We start from the raw sequence: 20833 nt of genomic DNA on the forward strand, positions 1-20833 counted from the left end.
GTAAACACCCATGGCAGTTCAACAGAACCGTAAAACTCGTTCCAAGCGCGGTATGCGTCGTAGCCACGATGCGCTGAGCGCACCGACTCTGTCTCAGGACAAAGAAACCGGTACGACTCACCTGCGTCACCACGTCTCTCCGGACGGTTTCTACCGTGGTCGTAAGGTCGTTGAGGTTTAATCCTTAACATCCTAACGAGTGGCGGAACAGCGTGGGTGCAATGCGCCTAGCGATTGATGTCATGGGGGGTGACCAAGGCCCCCGTGCCATTATCGAAGGCTCTGCAAAGGCAGTGATCGAACGTCCTGACCTTGAGCTCGCTCTGTTCGGCCCCCGCCAGCGGATTACCGCTGAGCTTTTGCGCTTGCCGCAGCCTTTGGCTGCGGCAGCGTCACGTTTAGTCGCCTACGATGCGCCTAGCGTGGTATCGCAACACGCCTCGGCGGCCTGGGCGCTCCGCCATGGTCACGATACGAGCATGGCGCACATGCTGCGAGATGTCTCGGACGGCCGTGCCATGGCGGGGGTTAGCGCTGGTAATACAGCGGCGCTAGTCGCACTGGCTCGACGCGAGTTAGGCATGATTGCAGGGTTTTCACGGCCCGCTATCAGCACTGCGATTCCAACGCGAGGCGGTCGACGCTGTTATTTGTTGGACTTAGGGGCCAATGTGGATTCTCCTGCTTCTCGGCTCGTCGATTTTGCCGTGCTGGGAGCCGCTATGGCGCACTGTGTGGATGGTGTCGTGCATCCACGGGTGGCGCTGTTGAACGTCGGTGCCGAGGCGACCAAAGGCAGTGTCGTGGTGCGTGAAGCGAATCGCCTGCTTAAGGAGAGGGCATCATCACTGCCCTTTGCCTATCAAGGCTATGCGGAAGGCGGCGACATCTTTCAGGGCGAGATTGATGTCATGGTGTGCGATGGCTTTGTCGGTAACGTGACGTTGAAGGCGAGCGAAGGTTTGACCCGTATGTTGGTAGAGCGTGTGCAGATGGCGTTCGAGTCACGCCTATGCGGGCGCTTGGCAAGTGTACTGGCCAAACCTGTGCTGAAACGGCTCAAGCAAGAGCTTGATCCCGTTCGATATAACGGCGCAAGCCTACTTGGGCTAAAACGGATTGTGGTGAAGAGTCATGGTGGTACCCGGGCAGATGGGTTCTACTATGCTATTCAGCGAGCCTTGCAAGAGGTCGAGCACGACCTGCCGATGCAGCTTGCCAAGCGTTGGGCGTAAGCCCGCGGTAAGTGAGAAGGTGCCACATGACGTTGTATGACTTTTGCGGGTGATCGGCGGCAGTAGGAGATGCCTTGCGCTGCTCGTCAGCGTTGCCGATGACCACGCCTATCGCTCAACTGAGCAAATGCCTACAAGAGCAAAGGTGAACGACATGTCTCAACCCCTTGCCCTCATTTTTCCCGGGCAAGGCTCTCAGCAGCTTGGAATGCTGCGAGAGCTGGCCGAGCGCTACAGTGTGGTGGGAACGACATTTGAGGAAGCGTCCGACGCGCTGGGCTATGACCTGTGGAAGGTCGTCCAGGAAGGTCCCGAAGACGCGCTGAATGCCACGGCTTGCACCCAGCCTGCGCTACTCACGTCCAGTGTGGCTATCTGGCGTGTGTGGCAAGAGCTGGAAGGCCCCCGTCCCAGCGTGATGGCAGGTCATAGCCTTGGCGAGTACAGTGCGATGGTCTGTGCCGGCGTGATGGGGTTTGCCGAAGGTGTGCAACTCGTTCGCCTGCGCGGCGAAGCGATGCAGGAAGCCGTGCCCGCCGGTCAAGGCGGTATGGCCGCCATCCTCGGCTTGGACGATGCCGCCGTAGAGGCCGCCTGTGCCAGCGCTGCGCAAGGTGATGTCGTGTCCGCCGTGAACTATAACTCCCCTGGGCAGGTCGTGATTGCAGGCAGCAAGGCCGCCGTCGAGCGCGCGATAACGGCTTGCCAAGAGGCAGGCGCTAAGCGTGCTCTGGCCTTGCCGGTCTCGGTGCCTTCCCACTGCGCGTTAATGCGCCCGGCAGCCGAGCGTCTTGCCGAGGCGATGCAGTCGATCGAACTGCGTGCCCCCCGTTACACGGTGATTCAAAACGTCGACGCCCAAGCCCATGCGGATGTCGACACGCTTCGTACTCGTTTGATCGAGCAGCTCTACCAACCCGTGCGGTGGTCCTCCTGCGTTGAAGCCATGGCGGAGCAAGGTGCTAATGTCTTCATTGAGTGTGGTCCGGGCAAGGTGCTAACTGGCCTCAATAAGCGTATCGTTCGCGGTGCCAAGGGGTTAGCGGTCAACGACCCCGACAGTTTGGATGCAGCACTCGAGCTTGCGCGCGAAACATTAGCGGGTAATGCGTGATAAACGGCGAATATCAGCTACCCTTGCTTAGTTCAGTGGAAGGAAACGTGTTATGACGCAAGAAAAACGTGTCGCCCTAGTGACGGGAGCGAGCCGCGGTATTGGTCGCGCCATTGCTCATGAGCTTGGTCGCCAGGGACGCATCGTCATTGGAACGGCCACCAGCCCCGCTGGCGCCGAGAACATCGATGCCGATTTGAAAGCCAACGGCATCGAAGGCGCGGGCATGTGCCTGAACGTCACCGACCAGGCGAGCATCGATGAGGTGCTCAAGACGATTGGCGAGCGCTTTGGTGCGCCAACGATTTTGGTTAACAACGCGGGGATTACCCGTGATAACCTCCTGATGCGGATGAAAGAGGAAGAGTGGGATTCCGTCATGGATACCAACCTCAAATCCGTCTATCGTGTCAGCAAGGCCTGTTTACGGGGAATGACCAAGGCGCGTTTTGGGCGGATCGTGTCGATCAGCTCTGTCGTGGCGACCATGGGGAACCTGGGGCAGGCGAACTACGCGGCGGCCAAGGCCGGTATGGAAGGCTTTAGTCGCGCACTGGCGCGTGAAGTGGCGTCTCGTGCCATCACGGTCAACGCCGTTGCGCCCGGTTTTATCGCTACCGATATGACCGAGGCACTGCCTGAAGCGCAGCATGAAATGTTGCTCAAACAGATTCCTCTGGCACGCTTGGGTGGGCCAGAAGAAATCGCCGCCGCCGTGGGCTTTTTGACGAGTGATGCCGCAGGGTATATCACCGGTGAAACGCTGCATGTGAATGGCGGTATGAATATGCGTTGATGGCCTTAGGTTTGGCGGTTGCGTCAACCTAAGGGCGTCTATAAACTACCCCGCAGCTTTTGGCTTGCGGTTTCCAAATAGCTGGTTATCTATAACGGCTAATGTGAACGACTGGAGTACGTTGATGAGTACTATTGAAGAGCGCGTAAAGAAAGTAGTGGCAGAGCGCCTGAACGTTAAAGAAGAAGACATCCAGAACAGCTCTTCTTTCACTGAAGACCTGGGTGCCGACTCTCTGGACACCGTTGAATTGGTGATGGCGTTGGAAGAGGAATTCGACACCGAAATTCCTGATGAAGAAGCTGAAAAAATCACTACGGTTCAAGAAGCGATCGACTACGTAAACGCCCACCAGTAAGGGCGCGGTTATCGCAAAGAACCAGGGTGGGGTGTTGCCCGCCCGTATTAAAAAAGCCGTCCTGATAGGGGACGGCTTTTTTGCTTTACGCTCACAATGAATATAACGTTCAAACTCCGTTATACTAGTCACCAAATTTCTGCAGCAAATGACCCAGATGGGTCGTGTCACCATGGATGCCTGGAGGAAAGCTGATGGCGCGAAGAAGGGTAGTGGTAACTGGGTTAGGCCTGGTGACCCCAGTGGGTAATAGTGTCAATGAGTCGTGGGCGAACATCGTCGCAGGTAAAAGCGGCATTGCGCCGATTGAGCACTTCGATACCAGTGGCTTCAATACGCGGTTTGGCGGTTCGGTAAAGAATTTTGATATTAGTCCCTACCTGAATCCCAAAGATGCACGCAAGATGGATCTGTTCATTCAGTACGGCATGGCCGCTGGTGCGCAGGCCATTCAGGATTCAGGCATCGAGTGCACCGATGAGAACGCCGAGCGCATCGGTGTGGCTATCGGTTCAGGCATTGGTGGTTTGCCAATGATTGAACATAACCACAATGCGCTCAACAAAGGCGGTGCACGTCGCGTGTCGCCGTTCTTCGTACCGGGCTCCATTATCAACATGATCTCGGGCAACATGGCGATCCAGCACGGCTTCAAAGGGCCGAACATCGCCATTACGACTGCTTGTACCACCGGCACTCACAACATTGGTTATAGCGCTCGCACCATTGCGTACGGCGATGCGGACGTGATGATTTGTGGCGGCGCGGAGATGGCTACCACACCGCTTGGCCTGGGCGGTTTCTCGGCGGCGCGAGCGCTATCGACGCGTAATGACGAGCCGCAGGCGGCCAGCCGTCCTTGGGATGCGGACCGAGATGGCTTTGTGCTCTCGGATGGTGCGGGGGTGCTAGTACTGGAAGAGTATGAGCATGCGAAAGCACGCGGTGCGCATATCTATGCAGAGTTGGCTGGCTTCGGTATGAGCGATGACGCCTATCACATGACGGCACCGCCGGAGGATGGTCGTGGCGCTGCCCTCTCCATGAGCAATGCCATCAAAGATGCCGCCATCGATCCGTCGGCCGTGCATTATATCAATGCTCACGGCACGTCGACGGCAGCGGGGGATTTGGCGGAGAGTCGTGCGATCGAGAAAGTGCTGGGCAGTGCGGCGCAGCACGTGGCCGTAAGCTCCACCAAGTCGATGATCGGTCACCTGCTGGGAGCGGCTGGCGCTGTCGAAGCCGTCTTTAGCATCCTTGCCATTCGCGATCAGGTGGCGCCGCCCACCATCAACCTGGACAACCCCCAAGAGGGCTGCAATCTCGATTACGTCCCCCATACTGCTCGTGACATGCGTATCGATGTAACGCTGTCGAACTCGTTTGGTTTTGGTGGCACGAACGGCTCGCTGTTGTTCAAGAAGGTATAAGCCTTGATGCCGATGCCCCAGGTGCCCTTCGATGACCGCGGGCTGGCGTATGGCGATGGTCTATTCGAAACCGTCTTACTACGCGATGGGCAGCCCGTGCTGTGGGAGTATCATCACGCCCGATTGGCAAAGGGCTGCCAACGTTTGAATATTCCATTGCCGTCTGCTCGGCAGCTGTCTCAGGCGTGGCAATCGCCACCTGAGGCAGCGCTGGAAGTTCTTAAACTGATCTTGACCCGTGGAAGCGGCGGTCGAGGGTATGCGTTACCTGATCAGGTAGCACCACGACTGTTAGCTCGACGTACGCCCTTTACGGCCAATCAATCGCGTTGGCAGCATGGTGTGTGCGTGCGTCTATGCCACCTTCGGTTGGGGCACCAGCCGCTACTCGCAGGCATCAAGCATCTCAATCGTCTGGAGAACGTGCTGGCGCGTCAGGAGTGGCACGAGCCCCATGTCGCCGAAGGGCTTCTCGTCGACCAAGCAGGTAACGTCGTGGAAGCCACCAGCATGAATCTCTTTTGGTCGTCACGGGGACGCCTGTATACCCCGCGCGTCGATCAGTGCGGTGTTGCGGGGACCTTGCGCGCGGCTCTGCTTGACGCTGGCATCATCCATGAGGCGCCGCTGGCCGTCGACGACCTACCCAGCGTCGAGCGACTCTGGGTAGGCAATTCAGTGCAAGGGGTTTGGCCCGTGCGTGAATTGAGAGAGGCGCACGGTTGCGAGCTGGCAACCTGGCCGCGTTTTGCAGTGGACCCGTTACAAACCGAAGCGCATCGGCTGCTGGGCTATCCAAGCGTGTTTCCATAACATGATCGAGGTATCAACGTGAAACGGTTATTTGCCGTCTTAGGGGTATTGGTGGTGCTGGCCATGGCCGCCGTGCTGGGTGGCTATGCCTATTGGCAGCAGCGCCTTGCGGCACCCATTGCCCTTGAGGAGCCCACCCTTTACCAAGTACCTGCAGGTGCTGGATTTCATCAGGTCGTACGTGATTTGGCTTCGCAAGGCGTGCTAGAGGATGCCTGGGCGTATCGGCTGCTGGCTCGCATCGACCCAGAGCAAGTGCCGCAGCTGCGCGTGGGTGAGTATCGTCTCATGCCTGGGATGAGCGGATTGGAGGTCATTGCTCTACTTGGCAGTAACAATGTCGTGACCTACTCGCTGACTGTGCCTGAGGGCTGGACGTTTCGCCAAATGCGCGCCCTGCTCGATACGGCTCCCAAGCTTGAGCACCGCACGGCCGACATGAGCGATGAAAAGATCATGTCGCTCTTGGGCCGTGATGGTACGTATCCAGAAGGTTGGTTCTTTCCCGACACCTATCGCTATCACTTGGGCATGAGCGATGTGGACATCTTGCGTCAGTCGCTGGAGCGGATGGAGCGTATTCTGGAGGAGGTGTGGGCAGAACGGGACGAGGATCTCACGATCGATTCCCCTTACGAAGCGCTCATTATGGCCTCGTTGATCGAACGGGAAACCGGTGCGCCGGAAGAGCGTCGGGAAATTGCCGGCGTTTTCAAGCGGCGTATGGAGCGTGGCATGCGCCTACAGACGGACCCAACGGTCATTTATGGGATGGGGGAGCGGTATGATGGCCGAATCACCCGTGCAGACCTGCGGGAAGCGACGCCTTACAACACGTACGTGATCGACGGTATGCCGCCCACCCCGATCGCCATGCCGGGGCGTGCTGCGCTGGAGGCCGCGGTGAACCCTCTGCCTGGCGACACGCTCTATTTCGTCTCCCGAGGCGATGGCACGCACCACTTTTCGCGCACCTTGCGCGAGCATAATAATGCCGTCAATCGCTATATTCGTAATCGTTAAATCGCCGCCATCGACCATAGATGGTGTCTCAATTGAGTAAGGGGCAGCAATGAGCAAGCGTGGGCGCTTCATCACTCTGGAAGGCGGTGAGGGAGTCGGTAAGTCGACCAATGTAGCGTTTGTCGAAGCGTGGCTAAAGGAGCGGGGGATCGAGGTGGTGCGCACACGGGAGCCCGGTGGTACGGCACGTGCAGAGGCCATCCGCGAGCTGCTGCTCGACCCGTCGCCCACTGAGCCACTGAGCGTGGACGCTGAACTGCTACTCGTCTTTGCCGCCCGTGCACAGCACCTAGCGGAGAAAATTCTGCCCGCGCTGGAGCGGGGCGCGTGGGTGGTGTGTGATCGCTTCACCGACGCGACCTTTGCCTACCAGGGCGGTGGACGTGGTATCGATGCACAGCGTATCGCACAGTTGGAGCAGTTCGTGCAGCGGGGGCTTGCTCCGGATGTGACGCTACTGCTCGATATGTCCCCAGAGGCTGCCAAGGAGCGCCTTGAGGGCCGTTTGCGCGATCTCAATACGCAGCGTGATCGGTTCGAGCAAGAACGTGTAGAGTTCTTCATGGCCGTGCGCCGCGCTTATCTAGAAAGAGCCGCGTCTGCGCCGGAGCGTTTTGCACTCATTGACGCGGCCCAGCCGCTGCAAGACGTTCAAGTAGCGCTGAGTCGTGTGCTGGAAGAGCGGGTTGCGCAATGGCGGTAACCGGCGTTTTGCCCTGGCACCATTCGACCTGGCAGCAGTTGGTGCGTCTGGCCGATAGCGGACGACTCCCCCACGCGCTGCTGATCAGCGGTGCCCATGGCGTCGGCAAGCAGCAGTTGGCGGAGGCGCTGATCGCCAGAACGCTGTGTGCAGCGCCAGGTGATCAGGCCTGCGGACAGTGCCATAGCTGCGCCATGCTGGCCTCGGGCTATCACCCTGACTTGTTGCGGGTGTCGCCGGAAGAGGGGAAGCGTCAAATTCGTATCGACCCGATCCGCGATGTGAACCGGTTCGTGTCGCAAACGGCCCAGCAGGGCGGTTATCGCGTTATTGTCATTTCCCCGGCGGAAGCGATGAACGTTGCCGCTGCCAATGCGCTGTTGAAAAGCTTGGAAGAGCCTGGCGACAAAACGCTCTTTATCCTGGTATCGGACGTGCCGTCTCGCACGCTGCCGACCATTCGCTCACGCTGTCAGCAGTGGCCACTGGCCAGCGTACCGTTCGAGGCATGTAAAGGCTGGCTGACGCAGCACCTGGGAGATGATGAGGCACACTTTTGGTGGCGCGTCTCCGGCGGGTTACCGCTCTTGGCAGTGGAACTTGCTGCCCCCGATGAGCGTGCCCTACGGCATCAAATTCACGACTGTTTCGAGCAGTTGGTACGCGGTGCAGAGCCGGTATCGGAAGCCGCGAGGCTGGATCGCCAAGCCATCGATGCCATCTTGTGGTACGGTATCGCATGGCTTGAGGACTTGATTCGTCTGGGGCTTTCCGGCGAGCAGAGCGTGTTGCACAATCCCGATTTGGTGCCGCTCTATCGACAGGCGGTCAAAAATGGCCGCGTTCAAGACTGGTTCCGGCTGCTGGATTACGCCCGAGAGCAGCGCCGCCTGTTCGCCGTAGGTGCCAACCCAAATCCCCAGCTCGTTTTGGAAGCGTGGCTAGTTCGCTGGTCTGCGCTGCTGCGCTCCTAACCACTTGTTGTAACGAGGTCGTGATGGCTGCCCAAAAAGCGCTCTCTTTGACGATACCGGATGTGCCGACGCTGCTTTCCGCCTATATGCCCTTTTTGGACCGTGGAGGTATTTTCGTACCGACGAAAACACTCTACGGCCTTGGGCAGTCGGTCATGCTGCTGCTGACCCTGCCAGGGGAGAGTGAGCGTCTTTCGGTGACAGGGCAGGTGATTTGGATATCTCCCGAAGGCGTGAGCGGTCGGCGTATGCCGGGCATTGGCGTGCACTTTAGCCAGCAGGATTACTCCGTTCGCGATCGTATCGAGACGCTGCTGGCGGGCCAGCTCGATAAAGCGCCTCCTTCATTTACGCTCTAATTCAGCACTTTTTTCTTTACACTCAAAGAGCCCTGCATGTTTGTCGACTCTCACTGTCATCTCGACCGTTTATCGGAACATACCCACGGTGGCGATGTGGCGGCCACCCTGGACGCTGCGCGTCAAGCGAACGTTAGCCAGTTTCTCGCGATTTCGACGACGCTGGAGGAGCTGCCTGGGCTCGCCGCCATTGCCAGAGAGCACCATGACGTTGCGATCTCCGCCGGTCTGCATCCGCTGTATCAAGCGGCGCACGAACCCAGCGTCGACGAGATCGTCGACGCTGCCGAGCAGTATGGCGCGGTGGCCATTGGCGAAACCGGGCTGGATTATCACTACCAGGAGAGCGTACCGCTAAGCGTCCAGCATGAGCGCTTCAAACGGCACCTGATGGCCGCGAGCGAACTAGAGCTACCGGTGATCATCCATACCCGTGAGGCGAAAGAAGATACGTTGGCGCTGCTGCGGGAGTATAGCAATCCGCAGGTGGGAGGTGTGATCCACTGCTTCACCGAAGGCCTGGAGATGGCCCGAGAAGCCGTGCGGCTGGGGTTTTACATTTCGCTCTCCGGTATTATCACCTTTCGCAACGCCGCGTCGTTACGCACGCTGGCACGCCAGCTTCCATTGGATCGGCTGCTCATCGAAACCGACAGCCCTTACTTGGCACCCGTTCCCCACCGCGGTAAGCCCAACGAACCCGCGTGGGTCGTCGAGGTGGCTGAGTGCATTGCCCGTGAACGAGGCATCAGCGTCGATGAAGTCGCCATGCAGACGACGGTGAACTTCTACCATCTTTTCCGTGCTGCCGCGCCCGATGCGCCTGCCCATGTAAAAGAGGCGCTGGCACAATCTGGCCTGGTAGTGTAACGCGCGGTCTTTTGGGGAGTATGGCAATGAACATTGATCGGCTACTTCAGCAATCCGGCGGCTCGGCGACCATTCCCCCTGTCGACACTTGGCAGCCCGCGCTATCGGGCGATATAGACATTCGCATCCAGGCGGATGGCACTTGGCTGCATGAAGGCAGGCCCTTCGCGCGCCCGGCGATTGCTAAACTGCTTGCCAGCCTTTTACGGCGGGATGCGGACGGGTATTGCCTAGTGACTCCTGCGGAGCGCTGGCGAGTGACCGTTGACGATCGCCCTTTAATGATCGTCGAGGCCAATTTTCGCGACGATGCCTGGTGGCTGACGACCCAGTTCGAGGATGTGGTGCGCCTTGACGGTGATCACCCCCTATCGCTGTCGATGACACCCGACGGCGAGTTAGCACCCGAGTGTGCCATTCGTTTTGGCTTGGCGGCTCGGCTGCATCGTAACGTGTTCTATCGCTTGGTGGAGCAAGCCCGCGTCGACGAAACCGCCGAAGGGCACACGGCTTGCCTGCTCTACAGTGCAGGACACTGGCACCCGCTTGGCCAATGGAGCGATAGCATGCCAAGTGAGGCGCCGTGAAGCTAACGGCCGAACAGCAAGCGGTGGTTCACCATGGCGAAGGGCATGCTCGTGTTGCCGCCGTGGCAGGGGCGGGTAAGACCACGACCATGGCCGCGCGAGTACTGCATCTGCTGTCGAGCGGCGTTGCTCCCAAGCGGATGCTGGTGCTGATGTTCAACCGCTCCGCAAAAGAGGATTTTCAGCGACGCTTGGCCAGTATGGCGCCTGCGGGGCAGCCGCTGCCTGATGTGCGCACGTTTCACTCTTTAGGACATCGTCTCACGCAGAGCTTGTGTCGTTGGGGGGCGCTGGCGCCTCGACGGTTACTCTCCGCCGAGTGGCAGATGGAGCGCTTGCTGCGTCAGGCCAGTTTGAACGTGCTGGCCGACCAAGTGGAGCGCCGCGACGCTGCGCTAGAGGGCGACCGGTTGGAAGCGCTGGCGCATTTTTGCGGGTTGGTAAAGGCGGAAATGTTGCCCGCTGAGACGCTCTACGAGCGGCTTCAGTTCGAGCCAGACACGGACTACTTTCCTGCCGCCTTCGTCGAGGCCGAACGCCTTCTGGAGGCGGAGGGAGTGATGAGCTATGCGGATCTGCTCTACCGCCCCTTGCAGGCCCTGGAAGCCGATGCCTCACTTCGCCAGCGTGTCGAAGGGTTTTTGGATCATGTGATCGTCGATGAGTATCAAGACATCAATACGGTTCAGCAGCGGCTGCTTGCCGTGTTGGCTGGCCCCACGGCGAACGTCATGGCGGTTGGCGATGCCAATCAGTGCATTTATGAGTGGCGGGGGGCGCGTCCCGATACGATGCTGGAGAACTTTACCGCTACCTTCGGCGACGCCACCGACTATCCCCTGTCGATGACCTTTCGTCATGGTCACGCGCTGGCGCTCACGGCCAATCACGCCATCATGGCCAATCAGCGTCGGCCGGATCAGCTCTGTTTGGCGGACGCCCAAAATCCCAATACCCGTGTCTTTGTGGGCCAAGGCAGCCGCTTGCTGTTTGATGCACTCGTGGATTGGCAGGCCCAGGGGCGGGCATTGAGCGATGCCAGCCTGCTCGTGCGTAGTTGGGCACTGTCGGTACCGTTCCAGCTCGCGCTGCTTCAGGCGGGCATTCCCTTTCGGCTATTGCGGGAAGACCGCTTCGTATTTCGCTTGCCTTTGGTGCAAGCGCTGGCTGGCTATTTGAAGCTCTCCAGGCGTCCTGAACTGCTACACGATCCCGAACAACTGCTGCTGCTATTAGCCCAGCCGACCCCGTTCGTTGCCAGAGAGCGTTTGCAGCGCTTGGCCCACCAGCTAGCGAGCACTCAGCAGTGGCCGGAGCGCCAAGAACCCGTGCTGGCTTCATTGAAACCGCTCCAGCGGCGCACTCTCAAAAAACGCTGGGAATTGCTGTGTGAGTTGCCAACGCTGAGTGCTTGGCCACCGGCAAAACTGCTTAGCCACGTGGTCGAAGCTATCGATGCGGAAAAGACGTTGAAGCGCGCCGCGGCGAGACGCGATAAGGGGGAGGAGGACGTGCGCCTGCTGGACGTGCTGATCGAGCAGGCCCAGAGCGTGCAAGATCCCGATGCGTTTATCGAACTGCTCGAGCGTCCCGTAGAGAATCAGGCAGGTGGCGTGCTGATCAGCACGGTGCACGGTGCCAAAGGATTGGAGTGGCCCTTGGTCGCGGTGGCGGGCGTCAATGAAGAAGACTTTCCTCACTACAGCCGCGACAATCCCCTCAGCGATGAGCGGCTAGAAGAGGAGCGGCGGCTATTCTATGTCGCCATCACTCGTGCCAAGGAGCAACTGCTCGTGCTGCACGATGGCGGAGCTCATAAGCCGAGTCGCTTCATCGCGGAAAGCGCCTGGCAGGACGGTATGCGCATTGCCGAGTGCCTCGCGCACTCGCGGCCGCCTAGCGAGCCCATTGAGGTGAACTCTCCCAGTCTGGTGGGGCGCTATCTGACAAAAGTAGGGCGTGAGGACATTCCCTTGGCGGCACCCCAGGTGAAAGAACCCGCTGCCGGCTACCAAGCCAATAGCCACTTCTACCCTGGCCAGCGACTGCTGCATGCGGTCTTTGGCGAGGGCGAAGTCGCGGCCGTCGAAGGAAACCCCTCGGACCCGGTCATCGACGTACGTTTTGCCCAGGCGGGGCGGCGACGTTTGATCGCGCGCCGCGCGCCTATCGAAATCATGGAGCCTGCGAACAGCGCCGTGAGCTGACGTTGACGCTTCGCGCGCACATGGTGTTTGACTTCACCTAATCTGGCCGATTAAATGCTTTGCAGTTAACTATTTACCCAACAGGTAATCGGCATGCGAAGGCAGTTCGTCTGGTCTTGCGCCATCTCTTTCGCGGTATACAGCGGCGCTACCATGGCCGACACCTCACTGCCTAGCGTTACCCTGAATGGGTTTGGCACGCTGGGCGTGGTGCATTCCGATGTGACCAATGCCGATTTCGTCGCCGACCCACTGGCGTCCTCCGGCGCTGGCTACAGCGGGGAGTGGAGTGCTGAAGTCGATAGCCGGTTGGGACTTCAAACGACGCTAGCCGCCACCTCTTCACTCTCCGCGACCGTCCAGGTCGTCAGCGAAAAGCGCTTCGATGGTTCTTTCTCCCCAGACATCGAGTGGGCGTATCTGCAGTATGACGCCACGCCGACGCTCAGCCTCCGTGCTGGGCGAATGGTGCAAGGCAGCTTTATGAACTCCGAATACCGCAAAGTGAGTTTTGCGACGCCTTGGGTCAGACCGCCTGCGGAAATTTACCGTCTGGTTCCCGTCGCCAACTTCGATGGCGTCGATCTACGCTATCGCTACTATCTGGGAGAGTCGATTAACGATCTGCGTCTTAGCTACGGTGGCGGTAGCCTTGAATATGAAACGGGGGATATCGAGTCTTCTGACTCGTGGGGAGTCTCTCAGCACACCCGATGGGGCGATACGACGCTCTTTGCCAGCTATGGCGAGGTCAATGTCAGAGCGCAGGAGCTGACCCAGTTTTTTGATGTGTATCGACTGTTTGGACCGCCTGGAGAGGCGCTGGCCGACCGCTACGAAGTGGATGGTAAACCGGTGCGTATTTTGAGCGTCGGCGTAAACTACGACCCGGGTTCATGGTTCGTAGAGGGGGAGTGGGCGCGGCTCTCATCGTCAACGTTGTTGGGTACTATCGAAAGCGCCCACATGACGGCGGGATACCGCATTGGGCAATGGACCCCCTATGCAGGGGTGGGCAGAGCCCGCGTGCTCAGCAATCGGTCCGAGCCCGGCCTGCCCTCGGCGCTTTATCCTCCTCCGTTGTCCGATGCGGCCGTATTGCTCAATGGCACGCTCAATGCGCTCTTGTCGTCCAGTCTGTCTCAGGACAGCAGCACTCTTGGTTTGCGATGGGATTTTCGACCCGGAATGGCGTTGACGGTACAGTATGACCATATCGATTTTCGTTCTGGATCGCCTGGTGGGCTGATCAATCAGCAGCCCAGCTTTCAGCCAGGTGGCGACATGAATTTGTTCAGCCTTGCGCTCGACTTTGTGTTTTAGGGAGAGTGACGATGGCTAAGCGATTACCCCGATGGTGCTGCTGTTTACTGTTCGCTCTACTTCCTTGTACAGGCGTTGCGGATCTGCTCGTGGTGGTATCCGCCGAGGCAGAATTGACCCGGATTCAGCGGCAAGAGCTCAAAGACCTTTACTTGGAGAGCCGAACGCTGCGCCAGGGGCGAACGGTGGTCACGCCTATCGACCAATCCGAGCGGTCACGGGAGCGCGGCGAGTTTTATCGTCGCTACATTGGAAAAACACCGGCCCAGTTGCGCGCTCACTGGGCAAGGCTGATTTTTACGGGACGCGGTCAACCGCCACAAACCTTTGCGGATAGTCAGGCGGTGGTAGAGCGGCTCGTTCGCGATCCCAACGCGCTCGGCTACATTGACGCTCGATTTTTGGACGAGCGGTTGAAGGTGGTCACCGTTGAATAACATCCGAGGTCCAGTACTGCGCCTGGACGCGCAACATGCCGCGCGCTCATGGCGACATCGGCTAGCTGAGCCGCTGACGCTCTTTGGCGCGGCCGGGGTGTTGATCGTGCTGGTCATTCTGAGTAGCACCCACTATCTGGTCAGCCGTGAGCAGGCCGCGATCAAGCGCCAAATCGAACTCTCGATTGGTGACATGGCGGACACCTACGAAGCCAGGGTGTTGAGATCGCTGCGGGAGATCGATGCGACGTTGAAGCTCGTCGACTTCGTCGCCAGTCAGCAGCGCTCAGACATTTTAGCAACGCTGGCGGAGCGTAACCTGTTGCCCCCTGAGGTGATTTTTTCGGTCAGCATCGTAGACGGACAGGGACGGGTCAAAGAGCGTACGGGCGCTTGGGAGCCGGCCACGCAGCGTGACAGTGTGCCTGCGCTGCCAGAGGCCCCCGGGCTGCTGGTCGAGGCGTTTTCGTCGGCGGGGCGACAGCAGCTGCTGTTTGCCAGAATGCTGAGCCATGGTCGTGATGCGACCGAGTGGGTGACGCTAACCGTCGGCGCTGACTACTTCGTTAGCGGTTATAACGAGAATGCCTTGGGAGAGCAGGGGCTACTTGCGCTAGTGGATGCGAGTAACGTCACCCGCATTGGTCGAAGCGGTACTCGGCTGTACTCCAGCATCGCCATGGCGCTACCGACGTATGATGAAATCATGAGTAGTGACGACACGCCCTTCATTACCCGTTGGCAGGATGTCGAGCGGCTAACGCTAGTACGCCCACTGTTCCATTTCCCTTTGTCCATCGTGGTCGGTATCTCCGTGGAGGAGCAGTTGGCGCGCGCTTACCCGATGGAACGTCGCTACTGGCTGCGCGCGCTCTTCGTGAGCCTTGCGGCACTAATGATCCTCGGACTTCTGGCGCGGCTTAGCCACCAGCTTCACCGCGAGCGTCAGCTGGTGACGGATGAGCGGCTGCGTCACGCGCACTATATCGAACATCTTGCGTTTCACGATACGCTGACCCAGTTGCCGAACCGGGCATATCTTAGCTATTTGGTGGATCACGCGATTGGGCGGTACCGGGGGACGGAGGGGGGCTTTGCGCTTCTATTCTTGGACTTAGATCGCTTCAAGAGCGTCAACGATACGTTGGGCCATGAGGCGGGGGATAAGCTGCTCAAGCTGGTGGCTAAACGGCTGCTATCTTCCGTGCGTGAACACGACGTTGTCGCCCGACTGGGAGGCGATGAATTCGTCATTCTGCTAAGACACATCACCCAGCGGGAACCCGTGACGCGTGTCACCGAGCAGTTGGTGGCTGCGATTCAAGAGCCTTTCTCGTTGCAGGGACAGACGTGTTTGATTTCGGTCAGTATTGGAGTGGCGCTGTTTCCAGACGATGGAGACGATGAGCAAACGCTGATGAAGCGTGCCGATTCCGCCATGTATCGCGCCAAGCAGGCGGGAAAGAATACCGCGTATTTTCATGAAGAGCCGTCGCGCTAAAGGCGCGAATGCAGAAGGGAGCACCGTTGGCTGCCCTCGTTTGGGCAGCCAACGGCGAGACGCAGTTACATGTTGGGGTAGTTGGGACCACCGCCCCCTTCAGGAGCTACCCAGGTAATGTTCTGGGCTGGATCTTTGATATCGCAGGTCTTGCAGTGCACGCAGTTCTGGAAGTTGATCTGAAAGCGCGGCTGGCCTTGATCATCTTCGACGACTTCATACACCCCGGCCGGGCAGTAGCGCTGTGCGGGCTCGGCGTATTTGGGCAAGTTCTCACGAATCGGTAGATCGGGGTCTGCAAGGCGCAGGTGGCAAGGCTGATCCTCTTCGTGGTTCGTATTCGATAAAAACACCGAGGTGGATTTATCGAACGATAGCTTGCCGTCCGGCTTCGGATAGTCGATTTTCTCGAATTCGGCGGCTGGCTTTAGTGCCCCATGGTCAGTGGTGGTGTCATGAACGTTGGGGAGTTTATTGCCCAGCAGTTGGTTCACGAAGTTGTAGGCACCGCCGCCAACCGTGCCGTATTTATGAATGGCCGGGCCGAAGCTCGCACTCTCTTTGAGCTCCTGATAGGCCCAGCTGGCTTCCCATTTGCGGGTGAAGCTGGCGAGCTCTTGCCCACCTTCATCACCCCCTTGGATGGCCTCGAAGACGCTCTCGGCTGCGACCATGCCTGATTTCATGGCGGTATGTAGGCCTTTGATCTTGGCAAAGTTGAGCGTACCCGCATCACAGCCAATGAGCAGGCCGCCAGGGAACGTCATTTTCGGCAGGCAGTTGTACCCGCCTTTGGCAATGGCCCGCGCGCCATAGGCCACGCGTTTACCACCTTCCAGGTATTGGCTTAGCACCGGGTGGTGCTTCATGCGCTGAAATTCATCGAACGGTGATAGCCACGGGTTCTGGTAGCCAAGATCCATGATCAGCCCAACGACGACCTGCTGATTCTCTGCATGGTAAAGGAACCAGCCGCCGTGGGTATTGCTATCCAGCGGCCAACCAGAGCCGTGGACGACCAAGCCGGGCTCGTGCTTGTCGGCGGGCACATCCCATAGTTCTTTCAAGCCGATGCCGTAGTGCTGTGGGTCACGGCCTGCATTCAGAGAGAAGTCATTGATCAGCCGCTTGCCCAAGTGGCCGCGCGCACCCTCGGCAAAGAGCGTGTACTTGGCACGCAGCTCCATACCGGGCATGTGGCCATCTTTAGGAGTGCCATCGGCACCGACGCCCATGTCGCCAATCAAAATACCGCGAACGACACCCTCTTCGACGATCACTTCCTGAGCGGCGAATCCTGGGAAAATCTCGACGCCCAACGATTCTGCCTGCTCCGCAAGCCAGCGGCACAGGTTGCCCGCACTGATTACGTAGCGCGTCAAATCGCCGCCGGTGTTGTGCATGCTTTTCGGCACAAGCGCATTGGGAATCTTCTGCGCTTTGTCGGCATCTTTGAGCAGGTATACATCGTCGCGAACGGCAGGGGTCGTGAGAGGCGCACCACGCTCTTCCCAGTCGGGAAACAGCTCCGCCAGTGAGCGAGGTTCAAAGACGGCCCCAGAGAGAATGTGGGCGCCGACCTCTGAGCCTTTTTCCACGACACAGACGGTGAGTTCTTGCTCGGCCTCGTTGGCTTGCTGCATCAAGCGGCAAGCGGCGGCAAGCCCTGATGGGCCTGCGCCGACGATGACAACGTCAAAGTCCATTACATCGCGTTCAACGTTTTCCACCCGGTTTCTCCTTATTCTCATAAGTGCCATCTGTATCGGGCTAGCGAATGGGCACTAGCTTATGAAAAGATGGCCTTAATTTAAAACGGTCGTTTGCTTCTGGTTATCTCCCATGATAGGCATAATACCCGTGTCAGGTCACCCCTACGATGGCAAAAGCACACTTTATAAGTGTCGGTACGAGCAGCGATACCAGCGGGCTACGACCAAGGCCGCACGAAGAGAAAGTTGTTGCTGGTGGGTAGGCTGTGGCAAATTGATAGGGTTTTTCATTTACTAGCCTATCAAACGCTTGCATGAATTTTGAGCGCGGCCACTAGGTGGCGGCGCCTAGTCAGGTTAACGGCTTCTATCACGAGCCAAGCGAGGAACCTATGAAAGTACTCGTCGCGGTGAAACGCGTCATCGACTACAACGTCAAAATCCGCGTCAAAGCGGACCATTCTGATGTGGACCTTACCAACGTCAAAATGGCCATGAACCCCTTCTGCGAAATTGCCGTGGAAGAAGCGGTGCGCCTGAAAGAGAAGGGCGTGGCCACCGAAGTCGTGGCCGTGACCGTGGGCCCCAAGGCCGCCCAAGAGCAGCTGCGCACCGCGCTGGCGCTGGGTGCCGACCGCGCTATCCACATTGAAACCGACGAGCGCGCCGAATCGCTGGCGGTGGCCAAACTGCTAGCCAAAGTGGTGGACGAAGAGCAGCCCGGCCTCGTCATCCTCGGCAAGCAGGCCATCGACACCGACAACAACCAGACCGGCCAGATGCTCGCCGCGCTGACTAACCTGCCGCAAGGCACGTTCGCTTCGGAAGTGGCGGTAGACGGCGACAAGGTCAACGTGACCCGTGAAATCGACGGCGGCCTGCAAACCGTCGCGCTGACACTCCCGGCCATCGTCACCACTGACCTGCGCCTCAACGAGCCGCGCTACGCCAAGCTACCGGACATCATGAAGGCCAAGAAAAAGCCGCTGGATGTCAAAACCCCCGCTGACTACGGCGTGGAAGTGGCCTCCAAAGTCACGCTGCTCAAAGTGGAATCCCCCGCCGAGCGCAAAGGCGGTATCAAAGTCGCCTCGGTCGACGAGCTGATCGACAAACTGAAAAACGAAGCCAAAGTGCTTTAAAAGGAGCTGATCTCATGAGCATTCTGGTACTTGCCGACCTTCATGAAGGTCAGTTGGCCAGCGCCACCGCCCACGTCGTGGCGGCGGCCCAGGCCATCGGTGGCGATATCGATGTGCTGGTCGCCGGTGAAGGCGTCCAGGCGGCGGCAGACGCCGCTGCAAAACTCGACGGCGTGAGCAAAGTACGCGTGGCGGACAACGCCGTGTACGCCCACCAGCTGGCCGAGCCCATGGGCGTGCTGCTGGTGGAGCTGGCAGGTGATTACACCCACGTACTGGCCAGCGCCTCCACCACCGGTAAAAACGTCCTGCCGCGCCTGGCGGCCCTGAAAGATGTTAGCCAGCTGTCGGATGTGATTGGCGTCGAAAGCGCCGATACCTTCCTGCGCCCGATCTATGCCGGTAACGCCATCGCCACGGTCAAAAGCGACGACGCGCTAAAAGTCATCACCATCCGTACCACCGGCTTTGATGCAGTCGGCACCAGCGGCAGCGCCACAACGGAAGCGGTGGATTTCGTCGCCGACAACGCCCAGTCCAGCTTCGTCAAACAAGAGCTGGCGCAAAGCGACCGTCCGGAACTCGGCGGTGCCAAGGTGGTGATCTCCGGTGGCCGCGGCATGGGCAACGGCGAGAACTTCAAGCTGCTGGACGGCATTGCCGACAAGCTGGGCGCGGCCATTGGCGCTTCCCGTGCGGCGGTCGATGCGGGCTTCGTGCCCAACGACATGCAGGTGGGCCAGACTGGTAAGATCGTCGCGCCCGAACTCTACATTGCGGTGGGTATTTCAGGTGCGATCCAGCACTTGGCAGGCATGAAAGACTCCAAGGTGATCGTCGCCATCAACAAAGACGACGAAGCACCGATCTTTCAGGTGGCCGACTATGGCTTGGTAGGAGATCTGTTCGAGATCCTGCCTGAGCTGGAAAGCAAGCTGTAAGTCATTGAACTTGCTGCCTGTCAAAAGCCGACTTCGCCAGAAGTCGGCTTTTTTATTGCGGGCGGGTTCGATAAACTGACAATAGTTGACTAAGGTACTGGGACAAAGATTTGCCGCCGATGGTAAAAAATTGCCGGGGCGGTGGTTGAAAAGGGTGGAGTAAGACCACACCTAATGTAGTGAACGCAACAGAAGCCACTCAAGGAGAAGATAGCATGGCACATACCCTTCCTGAACTGCCGTACGCTTACGATGCTCTCGAGCCGAACATCGACGCGATGACGATGGAAATTCACCACTCTCGCCACCACAACACCTACGTCACCAACCTGAACGGTGCGCTGGAAGGCACCGGTCTAGAAGACGTGCCGGTGGAAGAGCTGGTGGCGAACCTGGATCGCGTACCCGAAGAGAAGCGCCAAGCCGTTATCAACAACGGTGGCGGCCACGCTAACCACTCCATGTTTTGGCAAATGATGTCACCCAACGGTGGCGGCCAGCCGCATGGCGACGTGGCTAAAGCCATCGACGCAGAGCTGGGCGGCCTTGATGCGTTCAAAGACGCCTTCAAAAAAGCCGCGCTGGGCCGTTTCGGCAGCGGCTGGGCATGGTTGTCCGTCACGCCTGAGAAAAAGCTGGTCGTCGAAAATACCCTCAATCAAGATAGCCCGTTGATGCACGGCAACACGCCCGTACTCGGTCTGGACGTTTGGGAGCACGCGTACTACCTGAAGTTCCAGAACAAGCGTCCAGACTACGTGGATGCTTTCTTCAACGTGGTGAATTGGGAAGATGTTGAGCGTCGTTACCAAGCCGCCATCGCCTAATACTCACGACCTGTGAGGGCGGTGTCAGTTACTGACACCGCTGGAAAGCCGCTCCCTACCAGGGGGGCGGTTTTTTTGTGTCTGGGTATAGCGCTGGGCATGAACTGTCAATAACCTGTGGATGAAAAAATACCATATATGCTTGAATTGATTTTCTCTTGGTCTATATATAGTATGCGTGGTGACTTTTAGAGGGGTAGAGCAAGCGCTGCGCACTACCTGAAAATTGCCGCTATGAAAAGGGAAAATAGCCATGGAAATCCAAATTTATAGCAAGCCTGCCTGTGTACAGTGTACTGCCACCTATCGCGCGCTGGATAAGCAAGGCCTTGATTACACCGTCATCGACATTACCGCCGAAACGGGTGCTCAAGCAGAAGTCGAAGCGCTGGGTTACCGCCAGCTGCCTGTCGTGGTCGTCGGTGAAGAGCACTGGTCGGGCTTCCGTCCGGACCGCATCCAAGCGTTGGCGTAATCG

General features: G+C 58.6%; 22 protein-coding genes. 21 read left to right on the forward strand and 1 reads right to left on the reverse strand.

Annotated features, from left to right (window positions below; all coding sequences use genetic code 11):
- Window positions 1-10: 10 nt before the first annotated feature.
- From rpmF to NH398_RS01570, 17 genes are all read left to right on the forward strand, one after another.
- On the forward strand, window positions 11-181 hold the full coding sequence (gene rpmF, locus NH398_RS01490) for a 50S ribosomal protein L32 (RefSeq protein ID WP_009099300.1): 171 nt from the start codon (window positions 11-13) through the stop codon (window positions 179-181).
- A gap of 40 nt (window positions 182-221) precedes the next feature.
- A complete protein-coding gene (gene plsX, locus NH398_RS01495) occupies window positions 222-1235 on the forward strand; it encodes a phosphate acyltransferase PlsX (protein ID WP_253016024.1) in 1014 nt (337 codons plus the stop codon).
- A gap of 154 nt (window positions 1236-1389) precedes the next feature.
- The gene (gene fabD, locus NH398_RS01500) at window positions 1390-2349 is read left to right on the forward strand and encodes an ACP S-malonyltransferase (protein WP_159342514.1); all 960 of its coding nucleotides are present in this window, start codon (window positions 1390-1392) and stop codon (window positions 2347-2349) included.
- 52 nt (window positions 2350-2401) lie between these two features.
- Complete coding sequence (fabG, locus tag NH398_RS01505; protein ID WP_159342513.1) at window positions 2402-3145, forward strand: 3-oxoacyl-ACP reductase FabG; 744 nt, start codon at window positions 2402-2404, stop codon at window positions 3143-3145.
- Window positions 3146-3269: 124 nt separating this feature from the next.
- Complete coding sequence (acpP, locus tag NH398_RS01510; protein ID WP_008956801.1) at window positions 3270-3503, forward strand: acyl carrier protein; 234 nt, start codon at window positions 3270-3272, stop codon at window positions 3501-3503.
- A gap of 194 nt (window positions 3504-3697) precedes the next feature.
- Window positions 3698-4936 (forward strand): beta-ketoacyl-ACP synthase II, encoded by a 1239-nt coding sequence (gene fabF, locus NH398_RS01515; protein WP_253016026.1) that lies wholly within the window; start codon window positions 3698-3700, stop codon window positions 4934-4936.
- A gap of 6 nt (window positions 4937-4942) precedes the next feature.
- On the forward strand, window positions 4943-5749 hold the full coding sequence (gene pabC, locus NH398_RS01520; RefSeq protein WP_253016028.1) for an aminodeoxychorismate lyase: 807 nt from the start codon (window positions 4943-4945) through the stop codon (window positions 5747-5749).
- A gap of 18 nt (window positions 5750-5767) precedes the next feature.
- The gene (gene mltG, locus NH398_RS01525) at window positions 5768-6772 is read left to right on the forward strand and encodes an endolytic transglycosylase MltG (protein ID WP_366069908.1); all 1005 of its coding nucleotides are present in this window, start codon (window positions 5768-5770) and stop codon (window positions 6770-6772) included.
- 49 nt (window positions 6773-6821) lie between these two features.
- Complete coding sequence (gene tmk / locus NH398_RS01530) at window positions 6822-7475, forward strand: dTMP kinase (protein ID WP_253016030.1); 654 nt, start codon at window positions 6822-6824, stop codon at window positions 7473-7475.
- Window positions 7466-8449: a DNA polymerase III subunit delta' gene (locus NH398_RS01535; protein WP_253016032.1), complete on the forward strand. Its 984-nt coding sequence runs from the start codon at window positions 7466-7468 to the stop codon at window positions 8447-8449. Before tmk ends, NH398_RS01535 begins: the two co-directional genes overlap by 10 nt.
- A gap of 23 nt (window positions 8450-8472) precedes the next feature.
- The gene (locus NH398_RS01540) at window positions 8473-8808 is read left to right on the forward strand and encodes a PilZ domain-containing protein (RefSeq protein WP_159342507.1); all 336 of its coding nucleotides are present in this window, start codon (window positions 8473-8475) and stop codon (window positions 8806-8808) included.
- Between the two features lie 36 nt (window positions 8809-8844).
- Complete coding sequence (locus NH398_RS01545; protein ID WP_253016034.1) at window positions 8845-9678, forward strand: TatD family hydrolase; 834 nt, start codon at window positions 8845-8847, stop codon at window positions 9676-9678.
- 26 nt (window positions 9679-9704) lie between these two features.
- Window positions 9705-10265, forward strand: a complete 561-nt coding sequence (locus NH398_RS01550) for a DUF1285 domain-containing protein (protein ID WP_253016036.1) — start codon at window positions 9705-9707, stop codon at window positions 10263-10265.
- On the forward strand, window positions 10262-12472 hold the full coding sequence (locus tag NH398_RS01555; protein WP_253016038.1) for an ATP-dependent helicase: 2211 nt from the start codon (window positions 10262-10264) through the stop codon (window positions 12470-12472). Before NH398_RS01550 ends, NH398_RS01555 begins: the two co-directional genes overlap by 4 nt.
- A 153-nt stretch (window positions 12473-12625) precedes the next feature.
- Window positions 12626-13795 carry a porin gene (locus NH398_RS01560; RefSeq protein ID WP_253016039.1) on the forward strand — a complete coding sequence of 390 codons (1170 nt, stop codon included), beginning with the start codon at window positions 12626-12628 and terminating at the stop codon, window positions 13793-13795.
- An 11-nt stretch (window positions 13796-13806) separates the two neighbouring features.
- The gene (locus NH398_RS01565) at window positions 13807-14232 is read left to right on the forward strand and encodes a phosphate ABC transporter substrate-binding protein (protein WP_253016041.1); all 426 of its coding nucleotides are present in this window, start codon (window positions 13807-13809) and stop codon (window positions 14230-14232) included.
- Window positions 14225-15733 (forward strand): diguanylate cyclase, encoded by a 1509-nt coding sequence (locus NH398_RS01570; RefSeq protein ID WP_253016043.1) that lies wholly within the window; start codon window positions 14225-14227, stop codon window positions 15731-15733. The genes NH398_RS01565 and NH398_RS01570 overlap by 8 nt, the downstream gene beginning before the upstream one ends.
- A 65-nt stretch (window positions 15734-15798) precedes the next feature.
- Here the strand turns inward: NH398_RS01570 and NH398_RS01575 are convergent, their stop codons facing one another.
- Window positions 15799-17463, reverse strand: coding sequence for an electron transfer flavoprotein-ubiquinone oxidoreductase (locus NH398_RS01575; protein WP_253016045.1), 1665 nt, complete (start codon window positions 17461-17463; stop codon window positions 15799-15801).
- A gap of 374 nt (window positions 17464-17837) precedes the next feature.
- Here NH398_RS01575 and NH398_RS01580 point away from each other — a divergent pair, with 374 nt between their 5' ends.
- The 4 genes from NH398_RS01580 (at window position 17838) to nrdH (ending at window position 20830) form a co-directional block, all read left to right on the forward strand.
- Window positions 17838-18587, forward strand: coding sequence for an electron transfer flavoprotein subunit beta/FixA family protein (locus NH398_RS01580; RefSeq protein WP_058577900.1), 750 nt, complete (start codon window positions 17838-17840; stop codon window positions 18585-18587).
- 14 nt (window positions 18588-18601) lie between these two features.
- Window positions 18602-19528 carry an FAD-binding protein gene (locus tag NH398_RS01585; protein WP_253016047.1) on the forward strand — a complete coding sequence of 309 codons (927 nt, stop codon included), beginning with the start codon at window positions 18602-18604 and terminating at the stop codon, window positions 19526-19528.
- Between the two features lie 215 nt (window positions 19529-19743).
- Window positions 19744-20355 (forward strand): superoxide dismutase, encoded by a 612-nt coding sequence (locus NH398_RS01590; RefSeq protein ID WP_159342498.1) that lies wholly within the window; start codon window positions 19744-19746, stop codon window positions 20353-20355.
- A gap of 253 nt (window positions 20356-20608) precedes the next feature.
- Window positions 20609-20830, forward strand: a complete 222-nt coding sequence (gene nrdH / locus NH398_RS01595) for a glutaredoxin-like protein NrdH (RefSeq protein ID WP_058577666.1) — start codon at window positions 20609-20611, stop codon at window positions 20828-20830.
- The last annotated feature ends 3 nt before the right edge of the window (window positions 20831-20833 follow it).

Origin of the sequence: Halomonas sp. CnH100-B (assembly GCF_024124605.1) — a bacterium.
Taxonomy (GTDB): Bacteria; Pseudomonadota; Gammaproteobacteria; order Pseudomonadales; family Halomonadaceae; genus Vreelandella.